The organism is Colwellia sp. 12G3, from assembly GCF_002836775.1.
In the GTDB taxonomy this organism is placed as follows: Bacteria; Pseudomonadota; Gammaproteobacteria; order Enterobacterales; family Alteromonadaceae; genus Colwellia.
The window spans coordinates 174,599-201,010 of record NZ_PJAQ01000066.1 but is presented as its reverse complement, the minus strand read 5'-3'; the positions used below and the strand labels follow the sequence as shown (position 1 = coordinate 201,010).

Sequence of the window (26,412 nt, the reverse complement as noted above, 5' to 3'; positions counted from 1 at the left end):
GGCGTGAACTACTCGTCAATAAATTACCGATATTGCATGAACATGATTCAACTCTCTAACAATGCATTGTCTCAACTAAACTTGTAGCGACCTTTCCTTAATAATTCAATGACCCAAATAAAACCAGTTAAGCAAAAGATTAATGTTAATAAGGCAAAGAAAGTAATTTGGCCATTATTAAAACCACCAACAGAGCCCTCACCTAGAAAAGGGTAATCCATAAAGTGCAACATAAAGAAGAAATCAACAAAGCGTTTATCCTCATTACTATGCCCAACTAAACGTCCTGAACTCGCATCCACATAAACACTCGTCTCTAAGTCATCTAAGAAATTAACCTGCCAAACAGTATTTTTTTCTTTGAGCATATCTGCAATCGGCGGTTCCAGTTTAACGACACCACTTATGTCACCTGTGCCTTTATAGCTTGCTTGCGCTAACTTACTTGCGATACTTTTATCAATGACTAACGCTATTCCGCTATAGGCATCAACCAAGCTATAATTGCTCTTAAAGTGGCTATACAAGCCCTTGTCATGCGCTAATAAATAGTAAGGCTGACCTAGTCGCTGAACCAAAACAACATCACTCACTGGTTTACTACTGCTTGTAATGATTGAGTTAGCGCTTAGTAAACGCTGGTTATCAATTTTTTGAATGACGATGGCCTGCTTATTATGATTGCCTCGCGCTTTATTGTGATCCATCAAATTAAAAAACAAACCAGTACCAAGCCAGATAAACAGCTGTATAAAAACTAAAAGCGATAGCCATTTATGCAATGACTTAACTGTTGAGAGCTTAAATAGCTTTGATTTATGCTTATTAACGTGTTTCATTGGCGGTCTCTGTATTAGTGCGTTTATGCTTTGCTCTATCCTGTTTATTTTTTGAAGCTAAGTTTTTAGGATTACGGGAGTGAGGAGCAAGGCGATAATAAGTGAGCACTAAGCCAAATAGGCTAGCGATAAAAGCCAGCACAGTAAATAGCAATAATAACTTATTATCAGCCTCCCCATCGATGTAATCCATCACATGAAAGGAAAACATCCAATCAAATAATCGCCAGTAGGTATGTCGCTTAGTCACTAATTGCCCGGAGTTAGCACTAATATAAAAACTAGGGCTGGCAAAATCATCAAAATCAATTCGCCATACCGGCAAGTGTCTACGGCTTAACTCGTTAGGAGCATCATTTTGCAGCAACTGAACTTTGGCTATAGTGACCTTTTTATTGTCGTATGTATCTTGAGCGATAGAAATAGCTAATTGCTCGTTTATTGGTGATAGTTGCTGACCATCAAGCGCAGAAATAAGTACCTTCTTTTTATCAACATTAAAGCGGTAAACTGCTTGGTTTAACATAAAGCCGAGTTCTATTTGTGTTGCCTCGGGATATGCTACCAATAACTCTTTAAAAGAGTATTTCACTTGATCAGGGGCTAGGACTTGCTGCTTCTTAGCGACTAAGGTATCGCCATGAATATAATCAATATCCAATAGCACCATATAAGTACCCGTTATGGACCAGGTTAGCAGTTGCAGGCCAACAAATAACATCAACCATTTATGATATTTTCTACTCGTTCTATGTAAAGACACGACTACTCTTCCTTTATATTTCAGCTAAAGCTTGTACTAACATAGCTTCAATTTGTGCAATTATTTTTCGGTTTGTTTCAACGTCAAAACCACTAATACGAGGAGTATGAATATGCCCCGTAGGAATGGTCGAGCCAAGTCTATTACGCAAGACAATACTGCGGTAGGAAATTTCGTTCGATAGATAACCACCGCCGCCACCTTGTACTGATACTTTATCGGTCAGCTCAGATAAGCTATTAGCGGTAATATCTTCGGCTTTATCTGATACAAGTATTGTTACACCACGATTATCATTAATTTTATAGCTACCTTTTGCTTTCATCATGGCTTGATAAGGCAAACTAAACAGTACAAATTCATCACCGATTAGTGGCGCTGAAAGTAAACTCGGTATCAAGGGATTAGTTTTATTCGCACCAGTATAGACATTAACATTATCTGGTGCTGTTGCACTGCGTCGTAAACCTGGAAAATGCTCTAAATCAAAATCACTTCGCCCCATTGATAGAGTAGAAATCAAATCAACGCTATTGAGCGCATAAAACGGGGCAAGTAAACTTTCAATTTCTCCTTGATCAAAGTCGCTGTAACGCACAGGTACCATAACAGTATTAATTTCTGCCGTAATCGTTTGTTTAACACCTTCGATTACGCCCTGATACTCAATAACTTTACCATCAAGTAATAGAGCAGCTAACCCCGAAGGGTTAGACTGCTTTAAATTTCGGTCAAGTAAAAAGGGATCAAAGCCTGTTAGAAATATGCGTTTATCGGTCTTCTTTACATATCCCATATCACTGTAACCACGAGAGCTTTTTTCAAAGGCTTCTACTAAAATTTTTAACTCCGTTTGAGTAAAGCTAACAGGTGTTGATTTAATAAAAGAATGAATGGCTAATCTGGTCCAATATAAAGGTCTATCGTCTACAATTTTGCCTAATTGGGCTTGTTGCTTACTGTATTGCCAAAGTTCATCGCCAAGTTGGTTCATAGCACGTTGCGCAATGGCCAAGTTACTAACCTTGGACCAATTATTTTTAAAAGCAGACCAGTCAAAGTAGTCTTTTAACATTGGCATAGCTTGTTGCGCTTTTTCTACGCGCTGCTCTTCAATGGTTAACTTAACTTGTTCGTTAGCACTAAGGTTTGTTGTACTTGCTATAAGCCAAAGAAAAGTAAATATTGGAAATACGCGCTTCATGTTAAGCCTTAATTTATAGGTATCTTGGTTGATATATTTATTGATAAGCCATAATGCCTATGACCAATATTTAAGTAAACTGCTTATGTAACAATAGCAATGGCATAAAACGAAAAATGGCGGTATATGTTTACAACATATACCGCCATTTAAAAAACATTTAAAGAGCTATGAACTAGTCAGCAATATACTCAACTACTTCCAAACCAAAACCTGACAGTGAATGGTATTTAGTTTGCGAGCTTAATAAACGCATTTTACTTACGCCTAAGTTAGCCAATATTTGCGAACCGACACCAACATTTCGTGAGCCAACATGACGATTGATTTCTTTTACTGTTTCACCAGCATCAATCTTGGCATATTTCTCTACCAAGTTAATGAGTTCAGTCGGTGACTCATGCTTACCAAGTAAGACAAGTACGCCGCCTTCTTTAGCAATTTTTTCTAGCGCATTTGCCATTGGCCAAGTCGCAACACTTTCACGCTGACTGAATAATAAATCTCTAAAAGTGTTTTCTAAATGGACACGTACTAACGTTGGTTGATCGGCTTTGATTTCGCCTTTAGTTAACGCGAAATGTGCTTGACCATCAATAGTATCCTTAAAGACGGTTAAATCAAACTCGCCAAAAGTGGTTGGCAACTTACATTGAGAAACACGCTCAATCGTTGTTTCGGTAGCATTTCTAAATTCAATTAAATCAGCAATAGTGCCCATTTTGATATCATGCTTTTGTGCAATAATTTCTAAATCAGGGCGGCGCGCCATAGTGCCATCTTCATTTAAAATTTCAACAATCACAGCTGCTGACTCAAAACCCGCCATGCGAGCTAAATCAACACCGGCTTCAGTATGACCAGCACGATTTAATACGCCACCATCTTTAGCAATTAATGGGAAAATATGACCCGGTTGCACGATACTAAGATGTGTCGCTGTTTTATTTGCTGCGGCAAGTACTGTCGTGGCACGATCAGCAGCCGAAATACCCGTAGTTACACCGGTCGCTGCTTCAATAGAGACAGTAAAGTTAGTACTAAACTGTGCATCATTTTTATCGACCATCAATGGCAGTTTTAATGTTTCACATTTTTCACGACTCATTGGCATACAAATTAAACCACGACCGTGAGTTGCCATAAAGTTAATCGCTGCAGGGGTCACTTTTTCAGCGGCCATAATGAAGTCGCCTTCATTTTCTCTGTCTTCATCATCCATTAAAATAACCATCTTACCTAAGGCGATGTCTGCGATGATTTCTTGCGGGGTATTTAAGTTCATTTCTGCCTCTTATACGGGAGTGCTGTCATTGATGCCAATATGGCTTTATTTGTTGTTACGACGTAATTATTTCTTTTATTTCAAGAAGCCTGCTCTTGCTAACATAGCTTCATCAATATTTGATTTTGGTGCATGCTCTTCTGCAGGGGGTTTAGTCAGTAGGCGCTCTAAGTAACGAGCAATTAAGTCTACTTCTATATTTACTTTACTACCTACTTGATACTGAGCAAAAATTGTCTCTTTTACTGTGTGTGGCACTATTGTTAATCGAAACTTACCTTTTGATCCATCCTCAGCAAGCGCATTTATCGTTAAGCTAGTACCATCAATAGTTACAGAGCCTTTTTCTGCGATATAGTGCGCTAAATCATGTGGCATACTTAGCCAGTATTCAATACTATTACCATTATTATTGATAGCTAATATTTCACTGACTCCATCTACATGCCCTGAAACCATATGACCACCAAAACGTGTACTTGCCAACATAGCCTTTTCTAGATTTACTTTACTACCAACCTGATAGCTTGCGAACCCAGTACGCTGCAGCGTTTCATTAGAAACATCTGCGCTATAACTGCCATTACCTTTAACGTTATTAAAATCAACTACGGTCAGACAAATACCGTTTGTTGCGATGGAGTCACCCAGTTTAACATCACTCATGTCCAAGCTATTAGTAGCAATAACTAAACGAGCACCTTGGGCATTAACATTGATGGCCTTTATAGTACCAATAGCTTCGATAATTCCTGTAAACATAGACTTCTCTATTTAATTTTTTGTGTGTTTATTTATTCGGTGTTAATTGGCTCGTGATGCGAATATCGCCACCGACCATACGAATATCACTAATGGTCAATGCCTTGGCTTGATTTAGCCTTGATATACCGGGCATTTCCACTAAATTTTTACCGTCACCACCCATTAACTTTGGCGCTTGATAAAGAATAAGTTCATTAACTAAATCTTGCTCAATAAAGGCGCCAGTTAATTGTGCGCCTGACTCAATTAAAATATCATTGAGTCCTCGCGTAGCTAAATATTCTAACAACGCTTTTAAATTTATTTTCAATTTACCTTGAGAGTTTTCCACCAAAGGTAATTGTACATGTTCTACGAAATGAGGCCATTTTGGTAAGTTTTCAAGATGTAGCTCAAGTTTATTTTCAACTTTAGCAGTAACCTTGCCATTAATGATTAACATTGGCGACTCATGCTCGAATATTGCCAAGTTTACTGTTAGCCTATTTTGACTATCGATAACAACACGTAAGGGTTGGCGAACGGCTTCTTTTGGGTAAGTATTTTTTAACTCACCGAGTTCAGACCATCGAACCGTCATTTTAGCATTATCAAACAACACTGAATCTGCTCCGGTAATAATAGCGCAGCTTTGAGCCCGTAAACGTTGCACATCTTGTCGTGCTTCGCTTGAGGTGATCCATTTGCTTTCACCACTGGCCATAGCTGTTTTACCGTCAAGGCTTGCTGCTAATTTACAACGCACATAAGGACGTTTATTTATCATTTGATGAATGAAGCCGACATTAAGCTGTTTAGCGCTTTGTTCTAGCAAACCAAATTGCACTTGGATACCAGCTTTTTCTAATAGCGATAAACCACTACCAGAAACTTGTGGGTTGGGATCAACCATGGCCGCAATAACATGACCAACATTGGCATCAATTAATGCTTTGGCACAAGGTGGCGTTCGGCCAAAATGACTACAAGGCTCAAGAGTAACATAAGCGGTAGCTCCTTCGATCAATGTGGCATTATTTACTTTGGCCTCAGCTAAAGCATTAACTTCTGCATGACCCTGCCCTGCCTTTTGGTGATAACCTGTACCAATAACTTTACCTATACCGTCTTTATAACTCACTAAGACACAGCCAACTCGAGGGTTAGGTGAAGTAGTGAAGTGTCCTTTTTTAGCTAACTCAATAGCCTGTGACATAAAGAGATGATCTTGTGTAGTAAACGTTTGTTTGTTGTTAGTCACACTGGCCTTCATATTACTTCACTGCTTTCGTTGCTTTGATTTTTTTTGCCTTACCGTTTTTTTCTTTACCTAAACGGGTTATTTCATCGGCAAATTCACTGATATCTTCAAAAGACAAATAGACTGAGGCAAAACGTAAATAAGCGACTTTATCTAATTCTTTTAGCTGCGCCATAATTAAGTCACCTAACATTTCACTGCTGATTTCTCGTTCACCGGTGGCGCGCATTTGAGACTTGAGCTTATTAACAGCCAATTCTATTTGCTCCATGCTAACCGGACGTTTTTCTAAAGCGCGTGTTAGGCCACTCAGCATTTTATCTTCATTGAACGGCTCTCTACTGCCATCTCGTTTGATAATGCGTGGCATAACCAACTCAGCACTTTCAAACGTAGTATAACGTTCATGACAAGCTAAACATTCTCGACGTCGGCGTACTTGATGGCCATCAGAAACTAAACGTGAATCAATGACTTTTGTGTCATTTGCTGAACAAAATGGACAATACATGGTTTACCTACGGTAATGAAGAGTAGTTTACGGACAAAAAAAATGGCCGCTCAAGGCGACCATTTTAATATAAAACAAGTGATTAAGCTAAACAAAGTGGCTTCCCGACTAAAGACTTCGAGAATGACGTTCATTGACTACTAACTTACTTTACAATTATTTCGTTATAGCAAGTCAGTAATAACTTTAAGGTGTAAGGCTAAATTTAAAGAAAGAAGCACGGAGTTGACGTTAGTCAATGAGTGCTTTTGACGCCTAAATTTTGTCTTACACCAACAAGTTATGCTGACTTAGGTACTATCTATTTATTTTTGGTAAACTGGGAAACGTGCACATAACGCTTTAACTTGACCTTGAACACGCGTAATAACATCATCATTATTGATGTCATCAAGAATGTCACAAATCCAGCCAGTTAATGCATTAGTTTCTTCAATACCAAAACCACGACGAGTAATCGCAGGAGTACCTAAACGCAAACCTGATGTAACAAACGGAGAGCGAGGATCGTTTGGTACTGAGTTTTTGTTAACTGTGATGTGTGCTTTACCTAAAGCAGCATCGGCATCTTTACCCGTAATATCTTTATCGATTAAATCAAGTAACAATAAGTGGTTTTCAGTACCATTAGATACAACTTTATAACCACGTTCTTGTAATACGGCAACCATCGCTTTAGCGTTGTCTAAAACATTTTGCTGGTAAACTTTAAATTCTGGTTCTAATGCTTCTTTAAATGCTACCGCTTTAGCAGCAATAATGTGCATTAATGGGCCGCCTTGGCCACCAGGGAAAACTGCGCTGTTAAGCTTTTTATAAATAGCTTCATCATCACAAGCAGAAACGATTAAACCGCCACGTGGTCCAGCTAATGTTTTATGCGTAGTTGTCGTAACAACATGTGCGTGTGGTAATGGGCTAGGGTAAAGACCAGCAGCAATTAAACCAGCTACGTGAGCCATGTCAACGAAGAAAATAGCGTCAATTTTATCAGCAATAGTACGCATACGTGCCCAGTCAACAACACCTGAGAATGCAGAGAAACCACCAATAATCATTTCTGGTCTGTGTTCTAAAGCTAAACGTTCTAATTCTTCATAATCAATATCGCCCGTTTCAGGATGAAGACCATATTGGAACGCTTCATAAGACTTACCAGAGAAACTTACATGTGAGCCATGAGTTAAATGACCACCGTGAGCTAAGCTCATGCCTAATACTTTACCACCTGGTGTAACTAACGCTTGAAATACAGCTGCGTTAGCTTGTGAACCAGCATGTGGTTGAACATTCGCGTAAGTAGCACCAAATAATTCTTTAGCACGGTCAATGGCTAATTGCTCAGCAATATCAACATACTCACAACCGCCGTAATAACGCTTGCCAGGGTAACCTTCAGCGTATTTATTGGTAAGCTGAGAGCCTTGTGCTTCTAAAACGCGCGGGCTACAGTAGTTTTCAGAAGCAATTAATTCAATATGCTCTTCTTGACGAACAACTTCATTGCTCATTGCTTCATAAAGTTCTGGATCAAAAGTAGCAATATTCATATCACGAGTAAACATGGTTTATTCCTTAAGTATTTCAGCCCAAGGCTGCAAACTGTGCCCTAATTATCTAATGAGTAAACTTAACTACTTAGTTCGATAACGTAGACACACAAAATTAGTGGCAGTATTTTGCCTGATTTTTGCCTGTATGTACACGGCAAAACGGGCTCGCGTTAGTGCATTTTACACTGTGCTATAGCGTAATTTATTAAGTAATAGCACGTAGAAGTGCTATAAAAGTTTTCACCAAAACAAGCAAACAAACTATAACCAATAAAAAAACAACTTACAACGAATATAAAGCAGACTTAACACTCACAATCCGAATAATAAACAGAAATAACAAGTTAAGTGCAAATTATTAATTAGACACATGAATATTATGACAGTACTAATATCAACACGAATAGCCAATTTAAAACGATAAAGGCATCATCACGATAAAAAGTGATGATGCCTTTTCGGTAATTACTTACTGATCTATTTCACAAATAGAAGTCATATTTTTGCTTTTATGACTAGACAGATATTATACCCAATCAACCTCAAGATGCAGGATTCAGCTGGAATTATAAACGCCTTTAAGCAAGGCATTGATTGAAAAGAATGGTTATTCCCTTATCGAAATCAATAACGTAGCATAAAGCGTTTATAAACCAGCCCTGTGGGGACGGCTGAGCAAATCATATTCATCGTTGCGTATGTAATTAAGGGAATTACCCTTAGTAAAATACGCGCCTTGATTATGAATCACCCAGCCGTCCTGAAACGAGCATCTTGAGGTTGTTTGGGTATATACAAACACTAGACAGCAGTAAGCTGTGATAATTCTCTAGCACGTTTTTTATGAAACCAGTGGGTAATCAGCCACATGATTATAATAAAAGTATTGATAGCAAAGAAAGGTGGCCAAGGTGACTTCTCTGATTCTTCAATCATGACATAGACATACCAATTGACAACAGGTAACAATAACCAGCAAGACAGCTTTATTAACTTAATATAGCTGATTGATGACTTTACCCCCGCAATAGCATTAGCAACAGCTTTGTCTGGACTATCACAACTTTGTTGCCAAATACGTAAGCGTATTTTTATTTCATAATAAACAAAAGCTACCGACATTATGCTGCCAAAAGCGAGGTAAGCAATGGTGGCTGTGCCCCAACCTCCTTGGTATAAAACAACAAGTAACGCAATGATAAGACCTAAGGTGGCAATTACATCTATTACCAATAAAGATTTAGCAAGCAAGGTACGCTTTTTAGTTTGCTTCAACAGTGCTGGAATATCTGTTTTTTCATACGGCTGACTTTGCCAGTCTTGAGAGAGTAATAGCCAGCTTTCATCTAGTGGTTGCTTATCTAATGGAGGGGACTTGCTATCTTTTTCTGATTCTAACAAACGTTTTTTTTGTGGTAAGGAATGTACATCAATCGATTTTGTTTTAACAACAACCCCATGCTCGGTTTCGAGCTTGTTGGGCTCGACCACTGGTACTGTATTTTCATTTTGACCTGGTATTTTATCCATTTGCTGATCCCTCCAACAATTGTGCTAATGCCGATTTGGCGCGCTGTAAACGAACACCCACTAAATTAGTGGTTATGGCTAACACTTCAGCAATATCTTGATAACTCATGCCCTCTAAAGCAAGGGTAATAACTTGCTGTTGTTCGAGTGTTAATTGTCGAATCGCGCTAGCTAATTTTTGCTGTCGTTGACTCTTATTAAGTGACTGGTAAGGGGTTGGGTGCGTATGATCTTTTTCAGCCTCTCGACTGATCTCCGTCAAGTCTTGATCAGCTTTAATCGTTTTGACTGCTTTAGCAACGTGCGTCGCTAATACATTATGAGCAATGCGTGCAACAAAGGTTTTTACTGCCGAGTCTTGACGAAACTTAGGTAAGGCACGCCAAATGTTTAACGCGATCTCTTGGAATAGCTCATCTTGAATGGCAATCTTTGCTTCAAAGCCAGTAATGATATGACGTAGCAATTTTTCATGCTCCGTCATCCATTCGGTGAATACTACTTGATTATCTGTAACTTGCGACTTAACTGAATGATGATCCAATTCGCTTTCCTGACAGTTAACTCCCTGCGCCGTAACATAGGGGTATTCTGTTTTTGGTATTATTAATTTACTAGAATTTAACATAATAGTTGCTTTTGGATCATCTCTTATTCAGTTATTACCTGTCTTAATGTTTAGCTTAATGCCATAACCACTTTTTCTGACTTCAGCTTTTTTGCCAACGCTAAGACTAAAGCAACAGTGATAGCAATAGTTACACCGCTAGTCGCCAACATAGCTAACCAATTCACTTCAACGCCTTTAAATATGTCTTCCATGATAAGTGATTGCCCAGCTAACGGCAGCCAATGCAACCACTGAGGGCGATCATCCATCATTGAAACAACGAAAGGAATAAAAGCGGGAATACCAATAAGCATACCGACTGTTGATTGCGCTTCTTTAAAGCTCTTTGTTTGAAATGCCACAAACAACTGACATGCTGAAGCAAAGAAACAAATAGGCAAAAGCAACAACAGTAATACACCTGCCGTCGACATATCTAAACTAAAGGTTGCACCAATTTTAGTTAAATCAACAAAACCAACAGAAATCGACGTAAGTACTAACACTAATACCACGCCAATGACCGAAATTGTCGAAGCACCTATCAATTTAGCCAAGACTATTTTTAACGTACTTACTGGCTGGCAGAGTAACATTTCAAGCACATTACGCTCACGCTCACCAGCGCTTGAATCAATGGCCACGGATAAACCAGACATAAAGGCTGCTAACATCAAATAAAGACCAAGCATCATTGAAATCAGCATAAAGGTTGCATCAGGCTTCGCTGTGTCTTGCTCTACTAGTTTCACGGGGTTTAATAGACGAATATCGACGCCACGAAGTAATAAGCGTTTATAGCCTATGGATAAAGAGAACTCTCTTACCTCATTATTAATACGCCTAACGGGGGGTTGAACAGCCTTATCAGTAAAGTCAGCTTGTAAATGCAGTTCTATTGGCTTACCTTCAGCCATATCAGCAGCATAGTCTTCTGGAATTTCAATCGCAATATTACGTTGTTCCCACGCGGATTTTTCATCTTCAGGTACGTCGATAAAATTTAATAAATTATTCTTTGCCAAATGCATTATTAATTTTGGCGCATATTCAGCGCCAGTAAACTTGACGTAAACAGGCGGTTCATCTACTAATTTTTCAATCATTATTTTTGACATTACCATGATCATAATAGGTGCCAAAATTGCCATCATTAATGCCACCGTTAAGGCACGTTTGTCACGAAAAGCTTCCTTATATTCTTTTAAAATAAGTGCTTTTAACTGATATAAATGCAGATTCATTACGCGGCTACTCCTTCATCCGAACCAATTAATTTAACAAAGGCTTCTTCTAAATTCTTTTCACCCGCTAACTCACATAACTCTTCAGGGGTGCCTTGTGCTGCTAATTTTCCATTGGCTACAATAATCACTCTATCGCACAAAGCGGCGACTTCTTGCATTACGTGTGACGAGAATAAAATACAATGACCTTTGGCTTTAAACTTAGCTAAATGATTACGTAAAATACGCGTACTCATTACATCTAATCCACGAGTAGGTTCATCCAGAACAAAATTTTGTGGTTGGTGAACTAACGCTTGCGCTAGAGTAACTTTCATCCGTTGGCCTTGAGAAAAGCCAACCGTTTTACGGTGTGCTAAATCACCCAACTCTAAATCTTGAATCACTTGCTCTATTGCTTGTTTTTTTGTTTGCCCACGCATGCCATGAAGACTAGCAAAGTAATCTATCTGCTCGTAGGCTGTAAGTCGCTCATACAAACCAAATTTGTCAGGGAAAATGCCCAATTTGGCACGTGCAGCAAGGGGATTTTCAGTAACACTAATACCATCAATGGTTGCGAAACCCTCATCGGCAGAAAGTAAACCATAGAGTGTACGTAGGCACGTTGTTTTTCCAGCGCCATTAGGGCCTAGAATGCCGGTGATCTCACCATCTTTAGCGGTGAAAGAAAGTCCATCTAGTGCTTTCACTGTATTTTTCTTATCTTTTTTATCAACAAAGCTTTTATGTAGATTATTTACTTCAATCATTTCTTTTTCCTTTAAACATAATTGTTTTCATTTCCGTGAATTCTTAATAATTTTTAGTAAGCAAAGTACTTTATTGAATACCATTAACACTGGTCATAAAAGTTTCTTGAGGAATATCTTTTAAACATGATTCATCAAGATTTTTAGGCGCTTTGCTGGTTAAAAACTCATTCACAATATCATTAGCACACGTACTCATTGCCACAGTATGCGAAGCATTTTCAACAACAATGTGATGACTATTAGGTAAAGATTTTGCTGAGTATTCGCCATTACTTGGTGGTGTTACCGGATCTAAATTGCCCGATAGAATTAACGTTGGGATATCGGCAGTGACACTTTGGTAAAAGTCTTCACTAGGACGATATTCAGGAAAGAATGGACAAACCATATTCCACGCTAAGTGACTATCTTTACCATCAAAGTTATTATTCGCATCAGCCGCTTTATCCTGTGCTGATAGCCTTGGTAGGTCTTCATTACAGACAATATTGAAGAGTAAACCAGTATAAACAAGTTGCTCACCCTCTGTGCGTGCCATCAAACCAATTAACGGTTGATAATTACCTAAAAAAGCTTGATGAATCACGAGTGGCACCATTGATCGCCCTTCCATACCATAAAGTTGAAAACGCAAGTTACCGGTAAATTTAGTATTATCGAGTACAAGTTTTGTTGGTGTGCCTAAGCGCGGATGTAAAATATTGATGCTGACGGGTTCTTTAGCTAAACGTGCTTTAACCGCTTGAAATTCTTCAGCCAAATCAGGGAAAGCTTTATGACAAGCGTCACTACTTTTACAATTCTCAATCAATAAATTAAAGGAACGCGCACCACTTTGACCAAACATACCAATAGGTACTTCAATTGGGCCAACACTATCTAGTATCACGCTATCAAGAGATTCAGGGAACATACGCATAAAAACTAAGCCAGCACGTGTACCGTAAGAGCCACCATAAATATTTAATTTTTCATGACCTAGCGCTGCGCGCACAGCATCAAAATCACGAATAGCATTTTCAGAGTTGTATTGAGTGACATCGCCTTTAAATTGGGCGACACAATCTTTTACTTCTTGAGGATTAAGTGCATCGGGTAAAGAGCTATAAACATTATCTACCGCTTCAAACTCACACGATAATCCACTGCTTTCACCAGTACCACGTTGATCCACTAGAATAATATCGCGTGTTTTGCGTACTTCTCTAAATACACGATTAAGTCCTGTAGCTAATTCAACCGCAGCTTGACCTGGACCACCCGCTAAAAACATGAGTGGCGTTTTGTATTCACTATCATCAATAGCAGGCAATACGGCAAAATTTACCGATATTTTATCACCGTCAGGCTTCTGATAATTTTCTGGTACTTCAAGCTTGCCACATTGTACTTGTGAACGTATTTCTCCTAAATGACAACTTTCTAGCGTTAATTTATTATCATTTGCCCAACTCATTGCCGTCATTGACAACAAACTTAGCGTCAAAAGCTTTTTCCACGTTACTTTCATATTATCTTTCCTTAATAAAGCGTTGAACAGTTAGTCTTAGTGTTTACAGATTTATTACAAAAAAAACAAAATTTAAACTAAGGCGCTGATTGTAAGGTAAATATTAATAATACTTTAATTTATATAGCTACATCGAGTGCAGATATAACTAAATTAATTCGATTACTTCCACAAAATGTTAGCGTTTCATAAAAATCAACCAATGAACAACTAGCAAGTAATCAATAAATGAACAAATAGCAATTTAATCCAGCACTAGACTAAAAAATTTGAAATAGACATTCACAAACGCCTAAATAAGCGATATTGTTTAGTCATATCTTTTTAAATGAGTGGTTAGGATTACATATGGATTTAAATCAGTGGGTAGATGAGTTATTTGAAGTGTTTGATGAAGATAAAGACGGCGTAATTAGTCGCTCTGAATTTGTTGAACTGATTGACGTTTTACTGCAAGACAAAGGCATTCGCATGTGCGAAACCATTTTTAACCGTTTTGATAAAAATCACAGTAATTCGATCTCTAAAGATGAATTGAAAGATATGGTTATTGAGTTAGCACTTTAACTAACGGCTGCTTAACCAAGCTTCCAAGGCTAAAACGCTTTAGCCTTAGATAGACTTTATCTTTATTTTTTTGCTTTGTATTGTATTAGCACTCAGCGTAGACTCACACACTGAACCTAATAATGCAGCTCATTATGACTGATCAGAAAAATTTTTCTTCAGCCACTCTTCAAGTAAACTCCTATAGTCAAAGTGAAGAAACCCTCAATGCTATCAGCCATGCTTTGGGCCTATTATTAAGTTGTTTCGCATTTTTTTTATTATTAAATAATGGCCATGACGATACTGGCCGGATAGTTAGTTTTAGTGTTTTCGCAACGAGCGGGATTTTGTTATTTCTCGCATCAACCCTATACCATAGCTTAACGAATAAGCGTGCTAAAGCCTTATTTAAGTTGCTTGACCATTGTGCAATATATTTACTTATTGCTGGTACTTATACCCCCTTATTCGCTATCACATTAGCCGGTTCGCTTGGTTATACTCTGCTGGCTTTTATTTGGCTTTTTGCTATTGCGGGCATTCTTTTCAAAATAAAATTTGCTAATAAATACAAAAAAATATCTTTAGCCACGTATTTAGGCATGGGATTTATTTCGTTAGGCGTGCTAGGTGAGTTATATGAGAAACTCCCTGAACAAGCCATTGGCTTGTTGGCATTAGGGGGGCTAATTTATTCTCTTGGGGTATTTTTCTATGTTAAAAAAACGGTGCCCTACACTCACGCTATTTGGCACCTTTTCGTTTTAGGCGGTGCGACTTGTCACTTTTTAATGATTTATTGGTATGTTTAATTAAAACGACCATATCCTAACAATATGAAACAAGCTGTTCAGGCATTAAACTAAAAGTATTAAATACAGTCACTTTTACCACAAAGCGGACGGTTTTATTAATGAAAAATCGACCTTGAAACAGTCAGCAAAGATACGATTGCTGACATCAGCACCAATAGCTTTTTGAGCTGTTTTACAGTGTTCATAAGAAGTAGATATACTTTTATCCTAATAGAGAACTAAGCCCCCAATTGTGTCAGCGAGTGGAAAAATAGGTTATGGTAAACTAACAAATAATGGTATTCCCCAGATCATCAGAAAGAATAGTGATGATCTGGGGATTGATAAACTATCACCACATGACTTAAGATATTATTTTGGCACTGCCTTGTTTATTTCAGATAGGGATTTTGGTACTGTTTCTCGATAGCTTGGGCACAGCAATATCAACCACTCGTAAATACGATAAACGAAGCGATGTAATGGATGGTAAATACATCACCGCAATATAAAGAAGGATCTATTAATGTCACGTAGAAAATCTAGTTTAGGGGGCATAAAGAAAGCCCTGTCATTAATTACGTTTTGGGTTGTAGCTGTATTATTCCCTTTATTGTCTGCGTGTATGGTAGGTGACCATGTGGCGATATTGAACGGCCATTTGCCGAATACAAGTAATGGTGATCTTTTCCGTCTCGGCTTTGCACTTATTTTTCTTTGTATCACATTCTTCTTTATGAAGTGGAACACTAAGTACTTCAACGAAAGTGTGAGTGTTAGTGTTAAAGCTAACCCAAAAAGGAAATATAAAATCGTTTATTGGTTTTGTATCGTTTTACTTTTTTTATGGGTTGTTTTTAGTGGCTACATTGTTGTTGACTATTTCAGGATAGATATGATCATCTTCAGGTATTTTGCGTTCATGTCTCCTGTGTTTTTACTTGTAGCTTTACTTGTATCCATCTCCGATAAAATAAGATTTATAGATGAAGTTTACCAAGAGAAAGTAGCGGAATGAAAATGAAAATGAAAAAACAGAAGCCGTAATCGATAGCGTTGGCATTAACGGACTAAGGTTATATTTACAATTTCAGATAATAAATTTTCCTACACCATAGATGAGAACACAGATATCTTTGCCTTGTTCAAAAAGGTGACGTGTTATGATTTTAGTGCACGACGTACTAACGGTATCCCCTTTTGTGCATATTACTTGGGTGGGTTGCCGAGTTTATTTAAAAGTAGAAATCCAGAGTGGTTTGGTCCTCGTATTTATCTGACCAATTGAAGTGGTATAGTTAATTTGGCCGCCTACTTAGATATTTAATTAGCCTTCCTAACAAGATAAGTGCCTACCGAGGAATCAGCGAAAATGAATATAATAGCTCCTTGTTCGGCATGTCTTGGAGTTTAAGTGAATAAGAGGCAAACCGTTTGCTTTAATTCAAAACGGTTTAGGTATTGATACTGAAATAGTAAATGCAGTTATCGACAAAAAGATGTATTAGTTTATGATCCTAATGATTCAGAAGAAGAAATTGTAGTTGCAAATGGTACTGTAACTTCAGGGGCTGTTGTATAACAAAATATAACAAGAGGCTATGGTGCCAATAGTTCAATAATCTGTTGATGCTATTGTTCGCTTTGGTGATAACTGCGGACGAATTATTGAGTAGAATTAAGCTTTAAAAAAAGTCAGTTTTAGGCTCCTGAGCTACCATTAGTAACCCAAAAGCTAATGTCGGCTTGTGGCTATCACTTGCCCTAAAGAATAACCACTAGCTAAGGTCAGCAAAGCCATTGCGGTCATTAACCTTTTTAAAAAATCCAGATAAAATAGAGCATTACCTTTATCTCGCTTCCGCCCTCTAAGTGAGTTAGAAACCCACATATAAATAATACCGCAGAACTCAAACACTAAATAAAGTGATATAACGTCACCTTTTAATTAAACAAACCACAAAAAAAACATCAATATTAGCTACTACAGTAAATAAAAATAAAAGTAGTAAAAGAGTTAAATGATACCTATTATGCCGTTAGATTTTACAGTAAAACTTATTTTGACTCAGTTCAATGGTATCAAATGAAATTACCGCGTACTTTAACGAACAGAATTTTTTTGTTTGTATCACTGTTTTTAGTGCATACAACTCTTTTTTCTCAAGATTTAGAGCCTAGACGATGGTCTGTGCTTCCTGATAACACACAAGTTATTGCTTTAGGGTATGCAAGTACTTCAGGGGAGCTCTTTTTTGATCCTGTGCTAGAAATTGAAGATGCCAGTGTAAATATCGAGACATCTTACTTCTCTTATGTTCGTTCATTTTCATTTGCTGGAAAACCAGTACGTTTTGATGCATTGATACCTTGGCAGCATGCAAAATGGGAAGGACTTCTACGAGGTGAGTCTGCTGTAGCTGAACGTAGAGGTTTTACCGACCCGAGATTCAGACTATCAATGACCTTGCTTAACACAGCAGAAGAGAAAGGAAATCCAACATCTAAAACGGTTGTTGGTGTGGCGCTCGCAGTAAATGTACCGCTAGGGCAATACGATAATGAAAAGTTGCTCAATTTAGGACAAAACCGCTATAGCATTCGCCCTCAGATTGGTGTGGTACATACAGAAGGCGCATGGTCATACGAGTTAACCGGATCCATCTTCTTCTATACAGACAATAATGAACTTTTTAATGGTAGCAAGAGAGAACAAGACCCCCTTTATGCATTGCAATCACATGTGGTGTATCTATTTAGCCCTGGGGTGTGGACTGCTGTTGGAGTGGGGTATGCTTGGGGTGGGCTTTCTCATATAAATGATGTTAAAAAAGATGATGCTTGGGGCAATGTTTTGTCTTCTCTCTCTTTTGGTTTTCCCCTGAGTAAAAACCAAGGGCTAAAGTTAACGTATTTAAACGGACGAACACAAAAAAGTACAGGTGCTGCTCTCAATACCTTTAGCCTAGGATGGTCACTGCTATTTTAAAATCATTAACTATAACCTAGAAATTACAAGCTAAATTCCTCCCTTTATTTATGCTCTATTTGTACTATTTATCGCGAGATAATTTAAAAGTTTAATGACTCCTTTGAGCTTCAAGCGGATGTTAGGATTAACGAGTTACTAACTTCCGCTTAGCGCACAAAGTGATCATTATTGGTTGGGGTTTCATAGGCTTTTGACTAACACCAGAACACAAAAAAGCAGCATTATTTATTATTAATTATAAATAATGCGGCTTTTTAATATTTATATTTCATTGCCCCATTAAGGGCAATCAAGTCTAGATTAAATTGTTAATCGCAACTTCTGGACTAACATCAGCATCGTAATCAACACCAGCAATATCAAAACCAAACAGTTTTAAGAACTCTTGATGATATGCAACGTAATCTGTTAATTCATCAATGGTATCAGTATCAACAATATTCCAAATATCAGTAACACGTTTTTGAACACTGTCTTCAAGTTCTTTATAGTTTTGACGGAAACGACCTTGCTCATCTAAACGAGGAGAATCACTGTATATGTTCTCTTTGAATAAATTAGAAATTTGCTCAATACAACCTTCGTAAGTACCGTCAGCTTTCATTACTTTGAACATAGCTGAGATGTATAAAGGCATAATAGGAATAGCTGAACTTGCTTGTGTTACTACAGCATTTAATGACGTAACGCGTGCTTGACCATTTAAGTCAGCTGTCGCTGCGTTAATAGCACTAGCGGCTCTGTCTAAATCTTCTTTAGCTTTACCAATAGTCGCTTTACCGTAAATTGGCCACGTTAATTCTTTGCCAATGTAAGTATAAGCTACGGTTTTAACACCTTCAGCCAATACACCGGCTTCGCTAAGTTGGTTCATCCATAATTCCCAATCAGCGCCGCCCATAACGTCGATAGTACCTTGAATTTCAGCATCATTAGCTGCTTCAACCGATATTTCATCGATTGTACGTTTTGAAGTATTAAGGTTCTTAGTGGTAACGCTTTGACCAATTGGTTTTAACGTTGAAGAATATACTTCACCAGTATCTGGATCAGTTCTACGTGGTGATGCCAATGAATAAACAACTAAATCAATCTTACCCATATCAGCTTTAATTGTTTCAATCGTTTTTGCTTTTATTTCATGAGAAAAAGCATCGCCATTAATGCTCTTAGCATAAATACCCGCTTCATCAGCCGCTTTTACAAAAGCCGCGGTATTGTACCAACCTGCAGAGCCTGTTTTCTTTTCTGTTGGTGGCTTTTCAAAGAAAATACCTAACGTTTTAGCATCATGACCGAAAGTAGCGGTGATACGTGAAGCTAAACCATAGCCTGTAGAGGCACCGATAACTAAAACATTTTTAGGGCCCGAAGCCGCTGATGTTTGTGCTTTTACATAAGCAATTTGCTCATTCACATGGGCTTCACAACCAACTGGGTGAGCATTAGTACAGATAAAACCACGAATTTTTGGCTTGATAACCATAAGTAAACCTTTTTTATTTATATTAGTGACTCAGCTAGGGTCATACCTTTTTGTAAAACACTGCTAAGGTTTGAAAGATACTTTCAATAATTTGATGACATTGTACCCTGCCTCAAGCATAAAGAGGTACGACCAGAGGATAATGTAATTATTTTTTATTTTCCGCCACCTAAACAATTTGGTGAGCTTGGCGTATTGTCAGCATACTGCTCTTGCCATTGTGATTCTGTATAGGTGTGTAATGCCAGCGCATGAATTTTATCAGCAAGTTCTTCTGCAAGTACTGCGTTTACTAGGCGATGACGTTTAATTAAGCGTTCATTTTCAAACGCTTTAGCAACAATAATCACTTTGAAGTGTGACTCACTGCCCGGTGGTACATTATGGTTGTTACTTTCATTAATCACGTCTAAATGTGATGGCTGAAAAGCAGCAAGCAATTTTTGTTCAATAACAGAGGCAACAGTCATTATTCTCTCGATAAGTATAAAAATAAGTACCGAAGTCGTAGGTACTAAAAGTGACAAATATTTTAGCTGATTTAAGTGGATAGACCAACAATATGTTGTGAATTATGGCACAATAGCTGCCAAATTTTCACAGACCTTTAGCCAACTTTTATGATCAGCCCTTTTATTGTTAATGATAAGAACTTATTCTTAAGCCGCTTTCCTATTTCACAAGTCAACCGTAGTTTACAAGCATGGGATTCAGCCGATGAGTACCTAATAAACTATGTTAATGAACAAGGTTTAATTAACGCGCAAACAAAAGTGGCACTTTTTAATGATGCTTTTGGTACGCTGGCTACAAATTTTTGCCAATCGGCTAGTGAAAACCCCAGTGTTATTTCTATTAATGACTCCTATATCAGTAGCCAAGGTACCTGCTATAACATTGAGCAAAATAACTTAGATGATAGTAATATTACACTGCTAGATTCTCTGGATAGCTTACCTAACGATATTGCTGTCATTTTATATAAAATCCCTAAAAGTAAATCACTACTGATAGAACAGCTTATTCAAATCAAAAAGTCAGTGAGTGAACAGTGTATTTTTATCGCCGCAGATCGTGCTAAAGAAATCCATAGTTCTACCTTAAAAGTTTTTGAAAAGCATTTGGGCACCACTAAAACATCTTTGGCAGTTAAAAAAGCACGTTTAGTTTTTTGTCAGTTTGATAACAAACAAGTTCATCAATCGCCTTTCCCAACAGTGTGGCCTTTAGTGCATACATCTACCAATGACTCACCATCTCGCGAGATGATCATTAGTAATCATGCTAATGTTTATGCGCGAGAAAAGTTAGATATTGGTGCTCGATACTTTATTGAGAATTTACCAAAAGTTGACGCTCATGCCAAAGTAATAGATTTGGGTTGCGGCAATGGTGTTATCGGCCTTACTGTTTTAGCCAATCAACCTGAAGCACACGTTCAGTTCATTGATGAATCTAGCATGGCAATGGCCTCAGCTAAGCACAATATAATGACAAACCTGCCTGAAGCGATTGAACAATGTGAGTTTACCCTTAACGATTCTTTGACCGATATAGAAGGCGGAAGTGTTGATTTAATTTTATGTAATCCACCTTTTCATCAAAATACCGCGACAACCGATCACATCGCTTGGCAGATGTTTAAAGACAGTCATCGCGTATTAAAGAAAGGCGGCGAATTACGTATTATTGGTAATCAGAAGTTAGCTTATCATATTAAGTTACAACGCCTGTTTGGTAATGAAACCTTAATCGCTAGTAATGATAAATTTGTTACCCAATCAGCAATTAAACGCTAATAAAATAGAGAAAATAGAGAAAACCATGAATTTAAAGACCTTTAAGTCGATAACCTTAACTTTATTGCTGGCAAGCATTGTCGGCTGTAGCGCAGCACCTACACATTTAATTGTTTCGCCACAAGTTAGCCTATCGCCATCAAATCAGTTATCGGGTAAAGAAGCACAACTGAATGTTATTGATATGCGTACCAGCACGCATATCATCCAAATACTTGAAAAGGATGAAGCGGCAGTCATACTTTCATCTGAGCAACGCCTTGAAGATATTATTCAAGGTCTATTAGCGAAACAATGGCAACAGCAAGGCTTATCGTTATCAGACTCAGCAAATAATAAAGTTACTGTTACCATAGAAAAAGCAGTCATTAGTGTTGATCAAGAAAGTGTCAGTTACAGCACTCAAAGTGAAATCATCATTAAAGTATCTATTGATAATACCAAACAGACACTCACTAGCAGCTTTAAAAATAGAGCGCACAGTGAAGGTGCCCTCAATGCTGACATAGCGGTATTAGAACGTGAGTTTAATCAACATTTAAGTACCTTGATAAAGCAAATATTAACCAGTAAAGATATTAAAACTTTTTTATAATGTAGCCATGTAATACCAAGAGGACTAATCTATTTTCCCCTTTGGTATTACTCATGCTATCCCACTAAACCGTAGGTTATTATGAACCATATTTTCCAATCTATTATTGCAAGCGCTTTACTAATCACTAGCTATTTTAGCTATGCCGTTGATCCTACGAATATATACCCTAAAGTAAAATTGATAACCTCCATGGGGGTAATCGTAGTTGAACTCGATAGAGTTAAAGCTCCTGTTACTGTGGATAATTTCTTAGAGTATGTAGTCAAGGGTGAGTACAACAACACTATATTCCATCGTATTATTGATAATTTTATTGTGCAAGGTGGTGGTTACGATGCTAAATTTACAGCGAAAGATTTAGGTAAAAATATTATCAATGAATCTGGAAATGGCCTTAAAAATGAAATTGGTACCATTGCTATGGCTAAAGAAAACAGGCCACATACCGCCAACCGCCAATTCTTTTTTAATCTATCAGACAATACTACTTTAGACCCTGGAAGGACGTGGGGCTATGCTGTTTTTGGCGCTATCGTTGAAGGTGAAGAGGTGTTGCAAGCTATCGCTAAAGTACCAACCGATTACAATGAAGCAATGGCTTGGAATGATGTTCCGTTAAAACCAGTCACGTTAATTAAAGCGATATTATTGCCCGCTGAAGATTAGCCTTATCAATAGTCCCACTTAATACAGCCTTACAAAAAAGTAACAAATAAAAAGGGACTTTTCTTTGACAAAAAGCCAATTATCACCGATAAATAAGTGGCTAATAAAAATTATAATAACTAATAATAAAACGCTAAATCAATAATAAAATAACTAATACTTTTCGGTGATAATTATAACGTTGTGCTAAACCACGTCATCTTCTGTACCAAATGGTACACGTATTTTAAGGGGACTTCATGATAATTGAGCAGTTTATCGATCATAAAATATTGCAAATGAATGCCTATGTTAGCGCAGTCATTGAGCAAAAAATTCACTATACTGAGCTGGACAGTTTTATTTTAGATACCATGTCTGAATGGACATTATTAAGGGTTATTGATGAAACGCCACACAGCGCTAAAGAACGTGTATTCTGGCATTTGATACATGAAGTTAGCCTACATGGCGCCCAAGCACTAAACCAAGATCTGTTTTTTAAAAGTGAAATGAATACTTGTTTGGACTTTTTTAACGGTACCGGTAGCTACCCTATTGATTGTATAGGTTGGCGTCCAATCGCTTAATTAAACCAATGAACGAAGTCTATTAGCTATTAAATTATCACTCAAATATCTCAAGCCTCTTCTGAAAATAGCAAGCCTCTGATAAACTTAGAAGTAATAAAAAATATAATGTTAAGTTATTAGCTAATGACGCAAATATCCACCACGACTCCAGTAAAAAAAAGCACATTTAAAGAGGCTATTTTAAATAAGCGCATGCTTATTTGTATTTTTACCGGCTTTAGCTCAGGTTTGCCGCTATTTGTTTTATATCAATTGGTACCAGGTTGGTTGCGTGATGAAGGTGTAAGTCTAACTGAAATTGGACTATTTTCACTCATTGGCATCCCTTATGTTTGGAAATTTCTCTGGTCACCACTCATGGACCGTTACTCTCTTGGCTTACTTGGCAGGCGACGCAGCTGGATGTTAGCAACGCAAATATTACTCTTAGGTTCTATTGCAGGCTTTGGCTTTGTTAATCCTATTATGGATATATGGTCTGTTGCTTATTTAGCCGCGGCAGTGGCTTTTTTTAGTGCAAGCCAAGATATAGTGCTTGATGCCTATCGACGAGAGCTGTTACCTGATAACGAACTAGGCTTAGGCAATTCAATTCATGTACAAGCTTATCGACTTTCTGGTTTAGTACCGGGTTCACTCGCTTTTATTTTAGCCGATCACATGAGCTGGCAATCGGTATTCATTATCGTCGCGGCCTTCATGTTATTAGGCGTATTATTAACACTGTTCATTAAGGAGCTAGATTCCGAGCATTTTGCACCTAAAAGCTTGCAAGAAGCAATTGTACTGCCGTTCAAAGATTTCATTCAAAGCAAGGGGCTCAAATCAGCAGGCTATACGCTATTGTTTCTTGTGCTTTATAAATTAGGGGACAATATGGCAACAGCCTTGCAAACTCCATTCTTTATAGATATGGGCTTTAGCAAAACTGAAATTGGTGTCGTTGCCAAAACCTCATCATTGATTGCGATGACTATTGGTATTATTGTTGGTGGCTTAGTAATGATTAAACTGAGCATTAACCGAGCGCTATGGTTATTTGGTTTTGTACAAATATTAAGTATTTTAGGCTTTGCAGCCCTCGCTGAAATAGGACATAACACCTATGCTTTAGCCATGGCCATGGGATTTGAGTATTTAGGCGTGGGTTTAGGCACTGCAGCTTTCACCGCTTTTATTGCTAAAACGACCAATCCTGCCTTTGCAGCAACACAAATTGCTCTATTTACTGCCTTGGCGGTAGTGCCACGCACTTTTGCTAACGCGACCACAGGTATTATTGTTGAACAGATTGGTTGGACTAATTTTTATTTTCTTTGTACAGCTTTAGCTATCCCTGGCATGTTAATGCTACTTAAAGTTGCTCCTTGGAATGAGACATCCCTTAACTCGAGTGCAAACTAACTATTATGATAAAATTTTTCTTTTTAATACCCATTATTATGTGTGCAATTTGGACGTGGTATCTTAGCGCACATAATTATAGTCTTAAGCAAGGCATCAAAGGTTTTACCTATATTTTAGCCTTCAACTCCATCCTTATAGGCTTTTTTGTGATGATGATTTACATAACCCATTCATAAATAGTCACATCCCTTTATCTTGATAAGAAACAAAGCAACAACACTTTTTATGACATACACTTAAACTATGTTTTCATAGCGTTTATTAGTCTTATGTTAATTGTTGACCAAAGTGTTTTAGATGATATTAGCCGTGGTTTTTCAGTGCCCGCCCAACCTAAATTGTTGTTCGAATTACTCAAGCTCATGGCAGAGACTACCCCAGACATTAACGCGATTAGTCGTGCCATTAGTAAAGACATTGCCGTTAGTGCTGCTATTTTAAAAACCATTAACTCCCCTTTATACGGCTTAGGTCGGACTGTCACAGATATTAAAATGTCTGTGAATTATATCGGTATTTTTGGTGTAGTCATGTTGGTTACCGGCAGCTTACTTAAAAAGAGTTTTGATCCCAAAAGCTGTAGTATTGATTTAGAAGATTTTTGGCAATTTACCTCTGATATTGCCAGTGCGGCCATGTTGATTGGTCAAAGGTATAGGCCTCAAATAGCAAATGATAAGTTTTTTAGTTTAGGCTTATTTCATGCGTGTGGTGTCCCAGTAATAGCAATGAAACATGACGATTATCAACAGTTGCTAGATGATTCATTAACCAAAACAGAGCTATCTCTTACTGAGGTAGAAGAACAGCATTATGGCGTGAACCATGCAACTATAGGCTATTACGTTGCCAGTTCATGGCGTTTACCCAAAGACGTTTGCCAAATTATATTACAGCATCATGACAGAAACTTTCTTCGCGAGCTTAATGGCTCACAAGAACAAGATTTATTTGCCGTACTTAAATTGAGTGAGCAGCTCGTATCAATAAAAAATTCCGACTGCGCCACCGCAGACTGGCCATATGTACAAGAGAATGTGTGTAAACTGTTAGCTATTGATGAGAAGACTTTACAGGCACTGGTTTCAGAGTTTACTGAGAGTAAATAACCTTAGCTACCTGTTAAAAAAATAGAAACAAGTAAGTAACGGATATTGAAATACAATTAATAATTAAAGGTGCTACCAGTGCACCTTTATTTATGTTTACTAGTCGGTTATCGTAACCCGTTAGTAAACTGGCCCCAAGAGAGTAGCAATGCTCTAAAATCATCCAAACCACAACCCGCCATTTCATTTTGATCTAAGTGAATATGCTCATCCGTTAACATCTCAGGTAAACCTTCGCCACTGCCATTTAATGAACCATTCATACTCACATTCGTTTGAATAGAGACATCTTCACGACTTAACGTAATCGAATATTCGCTACCTGTGATGAGCACTTCTTGAGACTGTCCTTTTTCAATATTATCTATTGCGGTTAATAGCTTAGTAAGCTTATTTACATCATGTCCTACTTCCACTTCCATCCATGGACCTATGACCTCATGCTCTAACGAAAAGAGCGCTCTGGCTTCGCCTGTGATGGCATCGTGTACAAATTCATATTCCATAGCCTTTCCTATCAATGGGGTATAAAGGGCCTACACTAAGTGTAGCAAAGCTTTGCCGTTTTCATTTAGCTTTAGCTTAAAATTGTAAATTTTTTCAGGTTAGATACCAAGCGAATTACTTT

26 protein-coding genes are annotated in these 26,412 nt (G+C 37.8%); 10 read left to right on the top strand and 16 right to left on the bottom strand.

What is annotated here, in order from left to right:
- Nucleotides 1-71 precede the first annotated feature (71 nt).
- From CXF71_RS15250 to CXF71_RS15190, 13 genes are all read right to left on the bottom strand, one after another.
- Nucleotides 72-839, bottom strand: a complete 768-nt coding sequence (locus CXF71_RS15250; protein WP_101233804.1) for a PepSY domain-containing protein — start codon at nucleotides 837-839, stop codon at nucleotides 72-74.
- On the bottom strand, nucleotides 826-1,602 hold the full coding sequence (locus tag CXF71_RS15245) for a PepSY domain-containing protein (protein WP_232771510.1): 777 nt from the start codon (nucleotides 1,600-1,602) through the stop codon (nucleotides 826-828). Before CXF71_RS15245 ends, CXF71_RS15250 begins: the two co-directional genes overlap by 14 nt.
- 13 nt (nucleotides 1,603-1,615) lie before the next feature.
- A complete protein-coding gene (locus tag CXF71_RS15240; protein WP_101233802.1) occupies nucleotides 1,616-2,806 on the bottom strand; it encodes a hypothetical protein in 1,191 nt (396 codons plus the stop codon).
- 175 nt (nucleotides 2,807-2,981) lie between these two features.
- Entirely contained in the window at nucleotides 2,982-4,091 is a 1,110-nt protein-coding gene (ribB, locus tag CXF71_RS15235) for a 3,4-dihydroxy-2-butanone-4-phosphate synthase (protein WP_101233801.1), read from the bottom strand.
- A gap of 75 nt (nucleotides 4,092-4,166) precedes the next feature.
- The gene (locus tag CXF71_RS15230; RefSeq protein WP_101233800.1) at nucleotides 4,167-4,853 is read right to left on the bottom strand and encodes a riboflavin synthase; all 687 of its coding nucleotides are present in this window, start codon (nucleotides 4,851-4,853) and stop codon (nucleotides 4,167-4,169) included.
- A gap of 28 nt (nucleotides 4,854-4,881) precedes the next feature.
- Complete coding sequence (ribD, locus tag CXF71_RS15225; RefSeq protein WP_232771509.1) at nucleotides 4,882-6,108, bottom strand: bifunctional diaminohydroxyphosphoribosylaminopyrimidine deaminase/5-amino-6-(5-phosphoribosylamino)uracil reductase RibD; 1,227 nt, start codon at nucleotides 6,106-6,108, stop codon at nucleotides 4,882-4,884.
- A gap of 1 nt (nucleotide 6,109) precedes the next feature.
- Nucleotides 6,110-6,607 carry a transcriptional regulator NrdR gene (nrdR, locus tag CXF71_RS15220; RefSeq protein ID WP_101233799.1) on the bottom strand — a complete coding sequence of 166 codons (498 nt, stop codon included), beginning with the start codon at nucleotides 6,605-6,607 and terminating at the stop codon, nucleotides 6,110-6,112.
- A 305-nt stretch (nucleotides 6,608-6,912) separates the two neighbouring features.
- Complete coding sequence (glyA, locus tag CXF71_RS15215) at nucleotides 6,913-8,172, bottom strand: serine hydroxymethyltransferase (RefSeq protein ID WP_101233798.1); 1,260 nt, start codon at nucleotides 8,170-8,172, stop codon at nucleotides 6,913-6,915.
- A 789-nt stretch (nucleotides 8,173-8,961) separates the two neighbouring features.
- Nucleotides 8,962-9,690 carry a hypothetical protein gene (locus CXF71_RS15210; protein WP_101233797.1) on the bottom strand — a complete coding sequence of 243 codons (729 nt, stop codon included), beginning with the start codon at nucleotides 9,688-9,690 and terminating at the stop codon, nucleotides 8,962-8,964.
- Nucleotides 9,683-10,318: an RNA polymerase sigma factor gene (locus CXF71_RS15205; RefSeq protein ID WP_101233796.1), complete on the bottom strand. Its 636-nt coding sequence runs from the start codon at nucleotides 10,316-10,318 to the stop codon at nucleotides 9,683-9,685. Before CXF71_RS15205 ends, CXF71_RS15210 begins: the two co-directional genes overlap by 8 nt.
- A gap of 50 nt (nucleotides 10,319-10,368) precedes the next feature.
- Entirely contained in the window at nucleotides 10,369-11,544 is a 1,176-nt protein-coding gene (locus CXF71_RS15200) for an ABC transporter permease (protein ID WP_101233795.1), read from the bottom strand.
- The gene (locus tag CXF71_RS15195; RefSeq protein WP_101233794.1) at nucleotides 11,544-12,299 is read right to left on the bottom strand and encodes an ABC transporter ATP-binding protein; all 756 of its coding nucleotides are present in this window, start codon (nucleotides 12,297-12,299) and stop codon (nucleotides 11,544-11,546) included. The genes CXF71_RS15200 and CXF71_RS15195 overlap by 1 nt, the downstream gene beginning before the upstream one ends.
- A 70-nt stretch (nucleotides 12,300-12,369) precedes the next feature.
- The gene (locus CXF71_RS15190) at nucleotides 12,370-13,812 is read right to left on the bottom strand and encodes an alpha/beta hydrolase (RefSeq protein ID WP_101233793.1); all 1,443 of its coding nucleotides are present in this window, start codon (nucleotides 13,810-13,812) and stop codon (nucleotides 12,370-12,372) included.
- Nucleotides 13,813-14,160: 348 nt separating this feature from the next.
- Here CXF71_RS15190 and CXF71_RS15185 point away from each other — a divergent pair, with 348 nt between their 5' ends.
- The 4 genes from CXF71_RS15185 to CXF71_RS15170 all read left to right on the top strand — a co-directional run bounded on the left by CXF71_RS15185 (nucleotide 14,161) and on the right by CXF71_RS15170 (nucleotide 18,144).
- On the top strand, nucleotides 14,161-14,379 hold the full coding sequence (locus tag CXF71_RS15185; RefSeq protein WP_011041571.1) for an EF-hand domain-containing protein: 219 nt from the start codon (nucleotides 14,161-14,163) through the stop codon (nucleotides 14,377-14,379).
- A gap of 134 nt (nucleotides 14,380-14,513) precedes the next feature.
- Nucleotides 14,514-15,173: a PAQR family membrane homeostasis protein TrhA gene (trhA, locus tag CXF71_RS15180; RefSeq protein ID WP_101233792.1), complete on the top strand. Its 660-nt coding sequence runs from the start codon at nucleotides 14,514-14,516 to the stop codon at nucleotides 15,171-15,173.
- Between the two features lie 508 nt (nucleotides 15,174-15,681).
- Entirely contained in the window at nucleotides 15,682-16,173 is a 492-nt protein-coding gene (locus CXF71_RS15175; RefSeq protein ID WP_101233791.1) for a hypothetical protein, read from the top strand.
- Between the two features lie 1,068 nt (nucleotides 16,174-17,241).
- On the top strand, nucleotides 17,242-18,144 hold the full coding sequence (locus CXF71_RS15170) for a transporter (protein ID WP_101233790.1): 903 nt from the start codon (nucleotides 17,242-17,244) through the stop codon (nucleotides 18,142-18,144).
- A 298-nt stretch (nucleotides 18,145-18,442) separates the two neighbouring features.
- Here CXF71_RS15170 and fabV read toward each other — a convergent pair whose 3' ends face one another.
- Both fabV and CXF71_RS15160 read right to left on the bottom strand, forming a co-directional pair.
- Complete coding sequence (gene fabV / locus CXF71_RS15165; RefSeq protein WP_101233789.1) at nucleotides 18,443-19,633, bottom strand: enoyl-ACP reductase FabV; 1,191 nt, start codon at nucleotides 19,631-19,633, stop codon at nucleotides 18,443-18,445.
- Between the two features lie 155 nt (nucleotides 19,634-19,788).
- The gene (locus CXF71_RS15160) at nucleotides 19,789-20,103 is read right to left on the bottom strand and encodes a BolA family protein (RefSeq protein ID WP_101233788.1); all 315 of its coding nucleotides are present in this window, start codon (nucleotides 20,101-20,103) and stop codon (nucleotides 19,789-19,791) included.
- Nucleotides 20,104-20,253: 150 nt separating this feature from the next.
- Between CXF71_RS15160 and CXF71_RS15155 the strand changes: the two genes are divergently transcribed.
- From CXF71_RS15155 to CXF71_RS15130, 6 genes are all read left to right on the top strand, one after another.
- On the top strand, nucleotides 20,254-21,432 hold the full coding sequence (locus tag CXF71_RS15155; RefSeq protein WP_101233787.1) for a methyltransferase: 1,179 nt from the start codon (nucleotides 20,254-20,256) through the stop codon (nucleotides 21,430-21,432).
- 25 nt (nucleotides 21,433-21,457) lie between these two features.
- The gene (locus CXF71_RS15150) at nucleotides 21,458-22,027 is read left to right on the top strand and encodes a YajG family lipoprotein (protein WP_101234211.1); all 570 of its coding nucleotides are present in this window, start codon (nucleotides 21,458-21,460) and stop codon (nucleotides 22,025-22,027) included.
- Nucleotides 22,028-22,117: 90 nt separating this feature from the next.
- Nucleotides 22,118-22,696 carry a peptidylprolyl isomerase gene (locus CXF71_RS15145; RefSeq protein ID WP_442871941.1) on the top strand — a complete coding sequence of 193 codons (579 nt, stop codon included), beginning with the start codon at nucleotides 22,118-22,120 and terminating at the stop codon, nucleotides 22,694-22,696.
- 239 nt (nucleotides 22,697-22,935) lie between these two features.
- Nucleotides 22,936-23,265: a hypothetical protein gene (locus CXF71_RS15140; RefSeq protein ID WP_101233785.1), complete on the top strand. Its 330-nt coding sequence runs from the start codon at nucleotides 22,936-22,938 to the stop codon at nucleotides 23,263-23,265.
- A 126-nt stretch (nucleotides 23,266-23,391) separates the two neighbouring features.
- Nucleotides 23,392-24,672, top strand: a complete 1,281-nt coding sequence (locus tag CXF71_RS15135) for an AmpG family muropeptide MFS transporter (RefSeq protein ID WP_101233784.1) — start codon at nucleotides 23,392-23,394, stop codon at nucleotides 24,670-24,672.
- A 272-nt stretch (nucleotides 24,673-24,944) separates the two neighbouring features.
- Nucleotides 24,945-25,784, top strand: a complete 840-nt coding sequence (locus CXF71_RS15130) for an HDOD domain-containing protein (protein WP_101233783.1) — start codon at nucleotides 24,945-24,947, stop codon at nucleotides 25,782-25,784.
- 107 nt (nucleotides 25,785-25,891) lie between these two features.
- On the opposite strand, the gene CXF71_RS15125 is transcribed toward CXF71_RS15130, so the two are convergent.
- Nucleotides 25,892-26,290, bottom strand: a complete 399-nt coding sequence (locus CXF71_RS15125) for a YacL family protein (protein ID WP_101233782.1) — start codon at nucleotides 26,288-26,290, stop codon at nucleotides 25,892-25,894.
- Between the last annotated feature and the right edge of the window lie 122 nt (nucleotides 26,291-26,412).

Coding starts and splice junctions, on each gene's coding strand:
- CXF71_RS15250 (WP_101233804.1), bottom strand. CDS start 839: ATGAAACACGTTAATAAGCATAAATCAAAGCTATTTAAGCTCTCAACA.
- CXF71_RS15240 (WP_101233802.1), bottom strand. CDS start 2,806: ATGAAGCGCGTATTTCCAATATTTACTTTTCTTTGGCTTATAGCAAGT.
- ribB (WP_101233801.1), bottom strand. CDS start 4,091: ATGAACTTAAATACCCCGCAAGAAATCATCGCAGACATCGCCTTAGGT.
- CXF71_RS15230 (WP_101233800.1), bottom strand. CDS start 4,853: ATGTTTACAGGAATTATCGAAGCTATTGGTACTATAAAGGCCATCAAT.
- ribD (WP_232771509.1), bottom strand. CDS start 6,108: ATGAAGGCCAGTGTGACTAACAACAAACAAACGTTTACTACACAAGAT.
- nrdR (WP_101233799.1), bottom strand. CDS start 6,607: ATGTATTGTCCATTTTGTTCAGCAAATGACACAAAAGTCATTGATTCA.
- glyA (WP_101233798.1), bottom strand. CDS start 8,172: ATGTTTACTCGTGATATGAATATTGCTACTTTTGATCCAGAACTTTAT.
- CXF71_RS15210 (WP_101233797.1), bottom strand. CDS start 9,690: ATGGATAAAATACCAGGTCAAAATGAAAATACAGTACCAGTGGTCGAG.
- CXF71_RS15205 (WP_101233796.1), bottom strand. CDS start 10,318: ATGTTAAATTCTAGTAAATTAATAATACCAAAAACAGAATACCCCTAT.
- CXF71_RS15200 (WP_101233795.1), bottom strand. CDS start 11,544: ATGAATCTGCATTTATATCAGTTAAAAGCACTTATTTTAAAAGAATAT.
- CXF71_RS15195 (WP_101233794.1), bottom strand. CDS start 12,299: ATGATTGAAGTAAATAATCTACATAAAAGCTTTGTTGATAAAAAAGAT.
- CXF71_RS15190 (WP_101233793.1), bottom strand. CDS start 13,812: ATGAAAGTAACGTGGAAAAAGCTTTTGACGCTAAGTTTGTTGTCAATG.
- CXF71_RS15185 (WP_011041571.1), top strand. CDS start 14,161: ATGGATTTAAATCAGTGGGTAGATGAGTTATTTGAAGTGTTTGATGAA.
- trhA (WP_101233792.1), top strand. CDS start 14,514: ATGACTGATCAGAAAAATTTTTCTTCAGCCACTCTTCAAGTAAACTCC.
- CXF71_RS15175 (WP_101233791.1), top strand. CDS start 15,682: ATGTCACGTAGAAAATCTAGTTTAGGGGGCATAAAGAAAGCCCTGTCA.
- CXF71_RS15170 (WP_101233790.1), top strand. CDS start 17,242: ATGAAATTACCGCGTACTTTAACGAACAGAATTTTTTTGTTTGTATCA.
- fabV (WP_101233789.1), bottom strand. CDS start 19,633: ATGGTTATCAAGCCAAAAATTCGTGGTTTTATCTGTACTAATGCTCAC.
- CXF71_RS15160 (WP_101233788.1), bottom strand. CDS start 20,103: ATGACTGTTGCCTCTGTTATTGAACAAAAATTGCTTGCTGCTTTTCAG.
- CXF71_RS15155 (WP_101233787.1), top strand. CDS start 20,254: ATGATCAGCCCTTTTATTGTTAATGATAAGAACTTATTCTTAAGCCGC.
- CXF71_RS15150 (WP_101234211.1), top strand. CDS start 21,458: ATGAATTTAAAGACCTTTAAGTCGATAACCTTAACTTTATTGCTGGCA.
- CXF71_RS15140 (WP_101233785.1), top strand. CDS start 22,936: ATGATAATTGAGCAGTTTATCGATCATAAAATATTGCAAATGAATGCC.
- CXF71_RS15135 (WP_101233784.1), top strand. CDS start 23,392: ATGACGCAAATATCCACCACGACTCCAGTAAAAAAAAGCACATTTAAA.
- CXF71_RS15130 (WP_101233783.1), top strand. CDS start 24,945: ATGTTAATTGTTGACCAAAGTGTTTTAGATGATATTAGCCGTGGTTTT.
- CXF71_RS15125 (WP_101233782.1), bottom strand. CDS start 26,290: ATGGAATATGAATTTGTACACGATGCCATCACAGGCGAAGCCAGAGCG.